The 11,961-nt window shown below is 39.2% G+C and carries 11 protein-coding genes, 1 tRNA gene and 1 riboswitch; of the genes, 2 read left to right on the top strand and 10 right to left on the bottom strand.

What is annotated here, in order from left to right:
• Nucleotides 1–160: 160 nt before the first annotated feature.
• The 5 genes from CHB66_RS13910 to CHB66_RS13890 all read right to left on the bottom strand — a co-directional run bounded on the left by CHB66_RS13910 (nucleotide 161) and on the right by CHB66_RS13890 (nucleotide 6,098).
• A tRNA-Met gene (locus tag CHB66_RS13910) sits at nucleotides 161–233 on the bottom strand.
• A 228-nt stretch (nucleotides 234–461) separates the two neighbouring features.
• Nucleotides 462–2,675, bottom strand: coding sequence for a tetratricopeptide repeat-containing sensor histidine kinase (locus tag CHB66_RS13905; protein ID WP_170932499.1), 2,214 nt, complete (start codon nucleotides 2,673–2,675; stop codon nucleotides 462–464).
• Nucleotides 2,676–2,792: 117 nt separating this feature from the next.
• Nucleotides 2,793–3,215 (bottom strand): energy transducer TonB, encoded by a 423-nt coding sequence (locus CHB66_RS13900; protein WP_089241968.1) that lies wholly within the window; start codon nucleotides 3,213–3,215, stop codon nucleotides 2,793–2,795.
• Between the two features lie 129 nt (nucleotides 3,216–3,344).
• Nucleotides 3,345–4,097 (bottom strand): LytR/AlgR family response regulator transcription factor, encoded by a 753-nt coding sequence (locus CHB66_RS13895; protein ID WP_089241966.1) that lies wholly within the window; start codon nucleotides 4,095–4,097, stop codon nucleotides 3,345–3,347.
• 462 nt (nucleotides 4,098–4,559) lie between these two features.
• Complete coding sequence (locus CHB66_RS13890; RefSeq protein WP_089241964.1) at nucleotides 4,560–6,098, bottom strand: SulP family inorganic anion transporter; 1,539 nt, start codon at nucleotides 6,096–6,098, stop codon at nucleotides 4,560–4,562.
• A 232-nt stretch (nucleotides 6,099–6,330) separates the two neighbouring features.
• Between CHB66_RS13890 and CHB66_RS13885 the strand changes: the two genes are divergently transcribed.
• A complete protein-coding gene (locus CHB66_RS13885) occupies nucleotides 6,331–6,957 on the top strand; it encodes a class I SAM-dependent methyltransferase (protein WP_089241962.1) in 627 nt (208 codons plus the stop codon).
• Nucleotides 6,958–7,077: 120 nt separating this feature from the next.
• On the opposite strand, the gene CHB66_RS13880 is transcribed toward CHB66_RS13885, so the two are convergent.
• A complete protein-coding gene (locus CHB66_RS13880) occupies nucleotides 7,078–8,121 on the bottom strand; it encodes a hypothetical protein (RefSeq protein WP_089241960.1) in 1,044 nt (347 codons plus the stop codon).
• A 434-nt stretch (nucleotides 8,122–8,555) separates the two neighbouring features.
• Nucleotides 8,556–9,842 carry a voltage-gated chloride channel family protein gene (locus CHB66_RS13875; RefSeq protein ID WP_089241958.1) on the bottom strand — a complete coding sequence of 429 codons (1,287 nt, stop codon included), beginning with the start codon at nucleotides 9,840–9,842 and terminating at the stop codon, nucleotides 8,556–8,558.
• A 56-nt stretch (nucleotides 9,843–9,898) separates the two neighbouring features.
• Nucleotides 9,899–9,966, bottom strand: a riboswitch (Fluoride riboswitch).
• Between the two features lie 234 nt (nucleotides 9,967–10,200).
• On the opposite strand from CHB66_RS13875, the gene CHB66_RS13870 reads away from it, so the two are divergent.
• Nucleotides 10,201–11,109 (top strand): TIGR01777 family oxidoreductase, encoded by a 909-nt coding sequence (locus tag CHB66_RS13870; RefSeq protein WP_089241956.1) that lies wholly within the window; start codon nucleotides 10,201–10,203, stop codon nucleotides 11,107–11,109.
• 155 nt (nucleotides 11,110–11,264) lie between these two features.
• Here the strand turns inward: CHB66_RS13870 and CHB66_RS13865 are convergent, their stop codons facing one another.
• From CHB66_RS13865 to CHB66_RS13855, 3 genes are read right to left on the bottom strand one after another with little or no spacing between them, the layout of a single operon-like run.
• On the bottom strand, nucleotides 11,265–11,441 hold the full coding sequence (locus CHB66_RS13865) for a PLDc N-terminal domain-containing protein (protein ID WP_089241954.1): 177 nt from the start codon (nucleotides 11,439–11,441) through the stop codon (nucleotides 11,265–11,267).
• Nucleotides 11,442–11,447: 6 nt separating this feature from the next.
• Nucleotides 11,448–11,699: a PLD nuclease N-terminal domain-containing protein gene (locus CHB66_RS13860; RefSeq protein WP_089241952.1), complete on the bottom strand. Its 252-nt coding sequence runs from the start codon at nucleotides 11,697–11,699 to the stop codon at nucleotides 11,448–11,450.
• Nucleotides 11,696–11,914 (bottom strand): PLDc N-terminal domain-containing protein, encoded by a 219-nt coding sequence (locus CHB66_RS13855; RefSeq protein ID WP_089241950.1) that lies wholly within the window; start codon nucleotides 11,912–11,914, stop codon nucleotides 11,696–11,698. Before CHB66_RS13855 ends, CHB66_RS13860 begins: the two co-directional genes overlap by 4 nt.
• Between the last annotated feature and the right edge of the window lie 47 nt (nucleotides 11,915–11,961).

Genomic DNA, 11,961 nt, shown 5'->3' with positions numbered 1-11,961 from the left:
AGTTTAGAGGCGTTTCAAATGTAGAGTTCTTCCTATTTAGACTAGCTAATATCTATGGCTAAATTTTGAACCTCCCCAGATTTTAAGACTGATCCCAGACTACCCTCCACCTCATTTTCAAGACATAAAAAAAACCAAGCATTTCTGCTTGGCTTCGTAGTAGCGGGAACAGGACTCGAACCTGTGACCTTCGGGTTATGAGCCCGACGAGCTACCAACTGCTCCATCCCGCGATATATTTTGACGGTGTAAAACCGCTTGTTTCATGATTAAATCAGCCATTTGCTGATATTGTGGTACAAAAGTAAGGTGAATTTATATTCAAAGCAAGTATAGAGAGATATTATTGCGCAACAATTTTATATCTTCAACCAACCCCTTTGGTTTTTAGCATGTTGAGTAGCTACTAATTTTTTATAACAGAAAAGCAACACCAGTTCTACATAATCGAAATACCCATATCAGGCAGCCAAAGCATCTTCTTTAAATTCAATCTCAAAAGTGGCACCTGGATTGGAACTGATTTTGAGTTGTCCATTGATCTGACGAGTCAATGTTCTTACTAGCTTCAAGCCAAGGGACTTGGACTTTTCTATATCCAAATCATTATCCAAACCCTTCCCTGTATCCTCCACTCGAAGCTTATAATTCCCAGGATCTATTTCACTGAAAATGATGTGAATCTCTCCAAAATCACTATCCTCAAAAGCATACTTCAGTGAATTAGAAAGCAGTTCATTCGTGATTAAGCCGATTGGGATCGCCATATCCATATCCAGACTGATTTCCGATGCCTCCACGATCACATTGATCTGCTTGTCTGATCGATAGGTCTGTGTCAGAAAATCACTCAACTGAATCATATATTCCTGCATATTGATTTTAGAAAGGTTTTCATATTGATAGAGCTTCTCATGAATCAAAGCCATAGTCTTGACCCTACTCTGACTCTCCTTCATGGCTCCCTTGACCTTTTCATCTTGTAGCCCCCTAGTTTGCATACTCAACAAACTGGAAATAATCTGAAGATTGTTCTTCACTCGGTGATGAATCTCTTTGAGCAAAAGCTCTCTTTCATCATTCTGCTTGGCAATTTCTTCATTTTTCAAAGCCAAAATATGATTGTGCTGCTTTCTGATTTTGGCTTGTCTGAAAAATACACCTGCCAATCCTAAAAATAAGATCAACCCTCCTATACTGAGTGAGATCTGTGCTTTTTGTTTCTGAGATAAAAGTGCTTGAATTTCTTTTTCACTTTCCAATACGGCTATCGCTTGATCCTTTTTTCCAGATTCATACTCTGTCTCCAACTCCGCAAGCTGCCTACTCTTTACTTCATTGAAAACTGAGTCGTGATAAATGTGAAACAATTTAAAAGCTTCATAGGCTTTAGCATATTCTCTCAGTCCCTCTTGTGCTTCTGCTATACCTTGGTAGGCATCCCTAATCCCGCCTAGATCCTTGAGAGGCTTTCTAATAGCCAAAGCTCGCTCCATGTATTCTAAAGCCCGGGCTGATTGTCCCACCTTATTCAGGGAATAACCCATGTTGAAAAGGAATCCAGCGTAAGCCTGGGTATTTTCATTTTTATAGTAAGCAGCTGTCTGTTGGTAATACTGTATAGCTTTTTCATAATCTTCTTGCATAAAAGCAATATTACCCATGGTATTCAGAACCATTCCTATGGAGGATTCCATTTGATTTTCCCTGAAATAAGCCAAACTCTTTTCTACATATACCATCGCCGAATCCATGACGCCATATTGATAATGATAGACTCCCAATTTATAATTTAGATTAGCCACAGCTTGCTGATTTTTGCTGTCTTTAAAAAACGCCTTACTTTTCATCAAAGCTTCATACTGCTTATCAGTTTGGCCACGCAGCTCATAGACCTCACCCATCATCTCTCCCAACTTACTGATGTAATAATCATTTTTATTCGCTTCGGCTATTTGAAAACCCTTCAATAAAAGTTTCAAACCCTCCTCTACTCTATTCATTTTGAAGAGTAATAGGTGTTTGTTCATATAAAAACCTACCCAACGGATTTCATTAGGGTCCAGATAGGTATTTAGCAAGGAATCTGTCTGCTCAAAATAACGCAATGCTAAATCAAAATCATCTTCTTGATAATACGCTAGCCCTAGATTTTCATAGACATTACTCAGCCCTTTGGCATCTTGTAATTCCTTAAAAACTGGCTCTGCTAATTTATAATTACTGATTGCAGAGTCATATTGACCAATTTTCTCTTGCATCACACCAATATTCATCGCCATGCCTGCCGCCATTTTCTTCTCATCTGATTTGATGTAGTATAGTCTAGCATTATAAAAAGCCGATAACGCCGCTTGAATATTCCCACGAAAGTATTCCAGCATTCCCAAACTTTTGTGCAACTCCGCCATAAGCGCATCTTGACTTTGATAGGATTTGTTTTCAATAGCCCTTTCAAAAAAATCAAAAAATACAGGGTCCAAACTATTAGAACCTTCTTCCTCTATTTTTGCGATCACAGCTTTACCTTCATCAAGCTGATCCTTACTGACATGGCTTGCTAATTTTTCCTCGTATAAAACCAGAGAGTCGAGTGTCCATTGGGGAACTTGTGCAGAAGTTTCAAAAACACCAAAAAGGACAAAAATCATTATAAAAACTATTTGATTCTTCATTTTATTCAAAGTCATAAGTGACAAAAGTTCAACATTTTAAAGCTAGTTAAATTTTAAATAATTAAAAAACTGCCCCCTGAACCAGAAGACAGTTAGTGGATTACTTATGCAAAGTCTTTAATCGTTTAACTCAAATCTAATAGGGAGCTGATAAGCAACTTCTCTAGGCGTACCATTCTGAAGTGCAGGTGTCCACTTTGGCATCTCTGATACTATTCTTAGGGCTTCTTCATCCAATGCAGGATGAACTCCTTGAGAAATGTAGGGCTTGATGATCTTCCCTTCTTTGGTAATTCTAAAATTAACCAAAACCACACCCTCTACACCCTGTCTAAAAGCTAATGCTGGATAGGCTATCTCCTCCTGTATATAAGTAGTCATGGCATCCTGGCCACCTATAAAAGCTGGAAGCTCTATTGCTCTTAATTCTACATTTTTAGAATTTTTAGCGGCATTGATGGCTACAAGGGATTCAACTTGTGCAAAACTTGCAAATACTACTAAAAAAAAGCTGGCGAGTACTGTGATTGATTTTTTCATGATTCATTTTGTTTTTGGTTGTTCAAAAATTTTAAATGAATCTACTGACAATCAGCACGCAACTGATTTCACTTGGTAACAAGACCAAAAAATAGTGTAACAAATGCATAAATATAGCAAAGAAGCAAACTATAACATCTTGATCTGATGTAGCAACCAACTATATTGATTTCTGCTAATTGGGATTTCTTTGCCTGCAATCTGAACAGCATCAGCCTGAATACTTTCAATTTCTTCCAAATTCATCAAAAATGATTTATGAACCCTCGCAAATCGATTTGGATCCAGTTTACCTTCCAGTTCTTTCAAAATAGACCTGATTACATATTTCTTATCCCTCGTATAGACTTGGGTATAATTCGCATCCGCCTCAAAATAAATGATATCCCTGAGCTTGAGCTTGACAAGCATCCCATTAGTTCGGATAAAAAGGCTATCCTTCAAAACAAAGTCTTCCGATTTATCTGACTGCTCTTTTCTCTCTTGTTCCTTCGCGTAATTAGCCAAAGCCATTTCTATGCCTGCAAAAATCTCCCGCTCATTATATGGCTTGACAAGATACCCATATGGATGAACACCTTTTGCTCTTTCAAGTGTCTGTAGATCTGAATAAGAGGACACGATGATAAATGGCATATGATAGTCTGCATTGATATCCGCAGCAAGCTCTATCCCATCTTTACCGCCTTTGATCTGAATATCCAATAAAGCCAAATCAGGGTTGTGCTCCTCAATCATAGCCAAAGCTTCTCTTGCACTGATGGCAATACCGCAAACCTCATAGCCAAGATCTTCCAATATGTCCTTCAAATCCTCCGCAATGACCAACTCGTCTTCTACAATTAAAATCCTTGATTTCTTTGAATGGTTCTGAATTTGCATTTGATAATAAAAGTTATCTTCTATGATGAAAAGTAATTTTTACTTGTTCAGGATAATAAAAATACACAAATCCTCGATATTAAAAAAAACCAGAGAAAATCTCCGGCCCTTTTTATCAAATTAATCCCACATCCTTCGTGAAAAGGAATTTTCTAAACTAAGTAAATATTGCTTAAACTCAAATCTTACGTTAAAAAACTTATTGATCAGGAGATCATTTAAAAAACACCCTTTTTGAAATTAATTTAGTTGACATTGTCTAGCCAGCTGTTCACCATCATTTCTGAGGAGTTCCTTACCTTGAAATCAAAAATCCGAATTAGAAAAAAACTTTTTGCAATAACCAGAAAGACCTCTAAACAAAAAAAGCCAACGACTAAAATCGTGGGCCTTTTTTGTCTTCTGCAACCTTGCGGGTACTCTTATTTTTTTCATAAATCGGCATTATACCGATTTTTGTCATCAATCTGTGACTATCTTAAAACTAGGATCATCAGCTGTATAATTGACATGGATGATTTTCTCAGCCTTAGATAGGAGCACCTTGCTGGAAGTATTGAGGTGGCGGATATAAACCGTCTTTCCCAATTTCTCATATCGCTCTGTCACCTTGTGGATGGCGTCAATTCCCGAATGATCTACAATCCTGCTTTCAGCAAAATCTATCACAATTTCATCTGGGTCATTGATTGGATCAAACTTTTGCCCAAATGTCAATGCTGAAGCAAAAAACAAGGGGCCATATACCTCATAGTGCTTCACACCATTTGCATCAATTTTTTTTCTGGTTCGGATCATTTTCGCATTTTCCCAAGCAAATACCAAAGCAGAAATAATCACACCAATCAACACAGCCAAAGCTAGGTTATGTAAGAATACCGTTACCAAGGTCACCGTCACCATCACCAATACATCATGAAAAGGCACTTTTCTGAAAACCTTCAAAGACGCCCATTCAAAAGTACCAATAGCAACCATAAACATCAAACCTACCAAAGCAGCCATCGGCACCATCTCAATATAAGTCGATAGGAAAAGGATAAAAACCAAAAGCCCAACTGAGGCTACAATTCCAGAAATTCTATTTCTACCACCAGCATTGACGTTGATCAAGGACTGACCGATCATGGCGCAACCCCCCATACCTCCGAAGAAGCCTGTAGTCAAATTAGCGACACCCTGTGCCACGCATTCTTTATTACCATGCCCCCTAGTCTCAGTGATTTCATCTATCAAGGTCAATGTCAGCAAGCTCTCAATCAAGCCTACCCCTGCCATAATCGCAGAGTAAGGCAAAATGATCATCAAAGTCTCCCAGTTCATTGGAACAACAGGTAGGTGAAACTCTGGCAGCACTCCACTAATGGAAGCCAAATCACCAACAGTACGGGTATCAACCCCACCAAAAATCACAATCAACGAGATTGTCAAGATCGCTACCAAAGCAGATGGCACTGCGGTGGTCAATTTTGGTAAGAACTTAATGATGACCATGGTCAAAGCCACCAGGCCAATCATTATATATAGTGGGTTTCCAGTCATCCATTCTACAGTGCCTTCCACTGTAGTAAACTTAAACTGATCAAACTGAGCCATTCCAATTACGATCGCAAGGCCATTTACAAACCCAAACATCACAGGATGTGGAACCAATCTGATCAATTTCCCAAGTTTCAGGACTCCAACCAGAATTTGGATCAAGCCCATCAATACCACAGCAGCAAAAAGATATTCTACGCCATGTGTAGCTACCAAAGCTACAACGACCACAGCAATCGCGCCGGTAGCTCCTGAGATCATTCCTGGTCTACCTCCTAAAATTGAGGTAATCAAACCAATAATAAATGCAGTATATAAGCCAATCAGCGGGCTCACTCCCGCTATCAATGAAAATGCAACTGCTTCAGGCACCAAGGCCAAGGCTACAGTCAAACCGGATAATACTTCATCTTTCAGATTTGCCTGCGTAGGTTTAAACAGGCGATAAAACATCTGTGCCATACTATAATAAATTTAATAGGAAGAGGTAAATAAAAGGTACATAATCACCCTCCTAATCAATTGAAAAGGGGTGATCTAACATGAAAAATATGTTTCAGGGTGGAGTACAAGTCATTCCTTAGGCTTGTGATTTGGTGAAAAGAAGTTGCAAAGCTACTCTTTTTAGAAGCAAAAGACAATTTGTTCTTAGGAATACTACTGATGTGAAATTATTTTTGTTCAATTTTAGAAAATGTTTCATAACTGCCCACTTTGTTTATCCCCTAGTCATGACTTTGAGTTCAAAGGAGAATTTACGCACTGTTCGGCATGTGATCTAATCTTCAGAGCGCCAAAAGCGTCCTTTACTGGACTAGGAGAGAAAAAACATTATCAACTGCATCAAAATGGTCCTCAGCATGATGGATATGTTTCATTTTTGAAAAGAGCCATTGATCCTATCAAGACCCATTTACTGCCAAATCTCCAAGCATTGGATTTTGGTTGCGGTCCAGGCCCGGCTATCAATTATATCCTTCAACCTTATCAAATCTCCTGTGATAATTATGATCCTTTTTTCTTTCCCAAAGGGATTAAAAATGAAAAATATAATTTGATTTTTGCTACCGAATGTCTAGAACACTTTCATGATCCTCAAAAAGAGATGGTGAAGATACTCGACTTACTCGAAAAGGGTGGGCTGCTTTCTATCATGACAGACATGCATCAAGGAATAGATCACTTTCCTGATTGGTATTACGTCAAAGACCCTACTCATGTGGTCTTTTATTCATTGAATACAATGATTTGGATAGCTGATCAATTTGGGATCAAGCTGATCTTTACTGATCAAAAAAGAGTCTGTGTATTTGAAAAGTAATCCAGCAAACCTGAATTCTGTTGTGTCTTTTCTTAATCAAAAACAAAACCCCTTCCAAACCAATTGATTAGCCGAAAGTGCTTGACCTATTGTTTGGAAGGAATTGAATTCTAATGAGGCTTAGATTTGCCTGTTTAGAAAAGAAACCAATTTAAAGATTTCTTGATCTAAAGCCTTATTGGCCATCTCGAATCTTTCCGGTGAATTGACAGATTCCCTCACAGATATATAATAAGTCAACTTGTCCTCGGTAGGAACCAACGTGATACTCACGCCTTCTACCGTTTCTATTTTCAAGATATTGATACCCTTGATAGGGTGATCGTAAATTTTATCCGTTAGGATATTTTTCTTGGTCCCCTTATTAAAATCTGTTACGGCACTGACAGAAAATATTTCTTCTAAAAATTTTGGGCTTCGCCTAACTTCTGACAAAAACTTACTGAGTTGCTTTTTATGGGTATCAATACTCAAATCTAAAGCTACCGCCTTTTCCTTATAGAATCCATTATAAAAATACACTTCAAGGAGCGCGTCATAAATTGTTTTCTCTCGAGCACCTTGCTCTCCTTCCAAACTAGCCAATTGGATCACAATCTCCTCAAAACTTAAATCCGAATGGATGATTTGTTGGTCAATATTAAAAGCAGCCACCGGATGGTCTGCTAGTGCCGCATTGATGTGTTTGAATGCCCCTCTCAATTCACCTGCTTCGATCACTTGATCAATGGTCTCTACTCTTCCTTTGCGAGCCACTACATCAAGTAAATCCGACATCAAAATCGATTTGAGTAAGTGCATGTGCTCAAACTTCCCCGACTTGATCCATTCCTGCAAAAGCACTGCTGCCACTTGATGTACATTGAGCAACATGAAAGCTCCTGCAATACCCTTCTTGACCACAAGTGTAATTCTGTCCTCTTCTGGATCTACGGCTATGACTATGTTGTAACCTTCTTCCTTAGCTTTTTCTATGGCAGATTTCAGTGTCACAAAATTAAATGTCCTATCTGCTGATACTTGATCCACCACAAACTGACCAACCACAGCTGCCACTTTTTCTAGCTTTTTTGCGAGGGCTGCTTGTTTTTCAAAGGAAACTAAAAGCACCTTGTTTTGAAATGAATTGGACTGTTCTTGCTGGATTTCTGATTCTAAACTCATATATTTTTGTTACTCGATTTTATTTCAAAACGGGCACTGAATTCAAATACAATAGACTGAATGATTTTGATTCAGTGGTATGGGCTAGGCTGGGTGTTGGGAAATTTCCCATTTAAAAAAATTACAGCTCACTCTGTATTTTAAGCATTGACCTTTTACATGGTACAAATTTACACATTCTACCTCCCAGTCAAAAGGACAGGGTGATAAATACTTTAAAATAAATCCTATTTATTCCGATTTTGAATAAATGCTCTCGGGTCTAGATCTTTTACGCTCATTCATGATCTACCATACTGCTTCATTCCATTACTACGAAAATGTCCAAATAAACCAGTCTCTACTATTTTTCAAATCTTATTTCTTGTTTCTTGTGTCTTATGTCTTATGTCTTAAACTTCCCTCTTCCCCCTTCACCCTTCATCCTTCCGAATTCATCCTCTTTCCCCTATTTTCTTCCCTTTCTGTCCCATCCTCAACTTGCTCTTAGGCGAGCCGATGATTTGGGAATTATAAATCCCTGCATGTCCGCTGAAAATATAAGCTGTCACACAGGCTATTCCGATAAAAATTCCTGACTCAGCACCAAAAAGCTCTATACCCATCAGCGTACAAGCAAGTGGCGTATTGGTCGCTCCCGAGAAAACACCCACAAAACCCATTCCTGCCAAAAGTGCAACAGGCAAGGGAATCAAGAAAGCAAGTGCATTGCCCAAAGTCGCGCCAGTGTAGAATAATGGCGTCACCTCACCTCCCTTGAACCCAGCCCCAAGTGTCAATGAAGTCATCCCAATCTTTGCCAAGAAATCATACCATGGCAAATCCTCTGAAAAAGCATCTACAATTGTAGGTACACCCAAACCTATATATTTTGTAGTACCCATCGCGAGCACTAGGAGAGCCACTATTGCCCCCCCTACAACAGGTCTCAGTGGTGGGTATTTGATGTGTTTCTTGAAAATGTCAGTCCATAAATGGGTCGCATTGGCAAACAACCTCCCCGCCAAACCAAAGCATATCCCCGCAGGAATGATCCAAAGTAAATTGACCAAATCTACAGGAGGTACAATAGGTATTGCATATTGGGTATGGTGAACTTGCCAAAACTCAGCACATGCATAATCAGCTACATAAGCACCTATAAATGCGGGCAAAATAGATTCATAGCGAATCCTCCCTACAATCAACCATTCCAAAGCAAAAACTGCACCTGCCAAAGGTGTCCCAAAAACAGAAGCAAAACCAGCTGCCACTCCAATGGTTATCAATATTCTACGGTCTTCTTTTTTGAGCTTAAACCACTTCGTAAACTGATCTGCTATCGCTCCACCCATCTGCACCGCTGTCCCCTCTCGACCAGCCGAACCACCGAATAGATGTGTGGCCAAAGTCCCAAACAAAACCAATGGAGCCATCCTAAGCGGAATAGTTTGTTGAGGATTGTAAAATTCCTCCAACAGCTGATTGTTCCCTTTGACCACTGATTGCCCGATTTGATGATAAGTCCATCCGATCAACAAGCCTCCTAAAGGCAATAAGGCAATGATCCATACATTAGACTCTCTATATTCCGTCACCCAAGAAAGCGACACCAAAAACCCTGCTGACGCCGAACCTGCCAACAAACCAATGATCATTGCAATGAAAAGCCATTTGATCGTAAATCGGGTACTAGGTAGAAATTCTTCTTTTGTAAATGCTTTAAAATTCAAATATGCCATAGCCTACTCCAACAAGAGGTAAAGATGAAATCCTCCTCGAAAGGAAGGAAAATAAGGTTGAAGTAGGAGTCATCAGCACCAAAAATGGGCGGTTGTAAGGCGGAACCCCATCGCCTGTCAAAAACAAAAATAGCTTTTTTGATCTAAATTCCACTTTAAAAAGATAATTTAATGAATATTAGTTTTCATCATAGTAGGAAATTTTCCCAAGCTCGATATTTTGGGTAAAACCGACGCTCGACGATTTCTCACCAATAATCCTCTAAATTGGTTTTCTGTGGCAAGAAAATTGATTAACTTCTGATTTAAATCAAACAAACACCATCAGTCTAGACTTTTGTATTAAAGAAATCATACCATGAAAAACGTTTTAATTACCGGGGGCTCAGGTTTAGTAGGCAAAAGAATTACGGCACATCTAGAACGCAAAGGCTATCAAGTCGCATGGCTAAGTCGATCCCCAGATAAAAACAAACAACAATCATTTTTTTGGGATGTAGATCAAATGAAAATCGATAATGAAGCCATATCATGGGCAGATGCAGTCATCCATCTTGCAGGAGAAGGTGTGGCAGATAAGCGTTGGACAGCCAAGAGAAAACAAGCCATTCTCCATAGCAGAACACATTCCACACAACTCCTCCGAGAAGCCATCGAAAAATCAGAACAAAAGCCTGAGAGCTTCATCGCTGCAAGTGCAGTCGGTTATTATGGATTCAATACGGGCGACACTTTGATGACCGAAGAAAGCCAAGCTGGTTCGGATTTCTTGGCTCAAGTTGTGATAGCCTGGGAAGAAGAAAGCAAAAAGCTCACCGACTTAGGCCTCAGAACGGCCATGCTAAGAATAGGAATCGTACTCGACAAAACTGGAGGTGCATTACCAGAAATGCTTAAGCCACCTGTGGCTGCCCCATTGGGTAGTGGTAGTCAATGGATGAGCTGGATACAAATCGAGGATCTTGCCCGCATGTTTGTCTTTGCGTTAGAAAATGACCAAGTAAATGGCATCTACAACGCTGTAGGACCCAAGCCATCCACCAATAGAGAACTCACCCAAGCTGCAGCCGATAGAGTAAATAAAACTTTCATTGGCGTTGGCGTCCCTGGGTTTTTACTTTCCATCGTCCTAGGAGAAATGGCCCAAATGGTAACAGGTGGCAACAAAGTCTCTTCCAAAAAAATCGAAGCTACAGGCTTCCAATTCCGATACCCAAGCTTAGAATCCGCCCTAGACAAAACCTTCTCCAGTGGCGGAGGAGATTGATTTGGGTTTTTTAAACCACAAGGGACACAAGAAAAACGCAGAGAAAACTATAGAGTAGACCACTCTTGGTACTTGGTACTTTGTACATGGTACATCGCACTTTGTACCAAGAAGATTAACTCCCTCCTCGAACCTTCACACCCTTTACAAAAAACTCAGATTGTCCCCTTTCTCCCAAAAAGAAACCAAAGTATGGTGCCCAAGAGCGGCAAAAAGAGCACTACAAGGATCCACACAATTTTATCATTGCCACGAGCACCAAAACTCCTTGTCAACACATCGTAAATCGTATAGGCATAGATCAACAAACCTACTATTCCTAGTCCAAACATCGCTTTCTATTTAAGGTGATTAAATTGATTGAAATCATTCTTTTTTTGTCCAGGTGCAATAATCCAATAAAGAACCATCCCTAGGAAATTACCAAATAAGATAATCAGAATCCATATCAACTTCATGTTAGGATCTTTAAAATTAGACTGAACAGCATTGACTATGGTAATGACCCATAGCACGAAGAAAATGAAACTTAGCAACCCAAGGATCAAAAATACTCCTCCGCTAACTCCACCAATAAACATTAAATTCATCTCGTTCTTAATTTTTGTTTTCTAGCAAAATGACCATAAAGAAAAGGTGCCAATGGATTTAGGAACACCAAAAGCAAAAGCCAAAGGGCTTTTATAGAATTATCCGTAAATTCGGACTTGATCAAGTCAATCAAACACCAAAGCCATAAAACACCGTACAAAACTACCAGTGCCAATATCCAATATTGTATTCCAAAAGGTTCAATTAATTCCATTTCAATGTTGATTTGATTACAACTAACTGAACGAAACTAATAAAAAT

Origin of the sequence: Belliella buryatensis (assembly GCF_900188245.1) — a bacterium.
Classification (GTDB): domain Bacteria; phylum Bacteroidota; class Bacteroidia; order Cytophagales; family Cyclobacteriaceae; genus Belliella; species Belliella buryatensis.
This window is presented reverse-complemented; position numbering and strand designations above follow the sequence as displayed.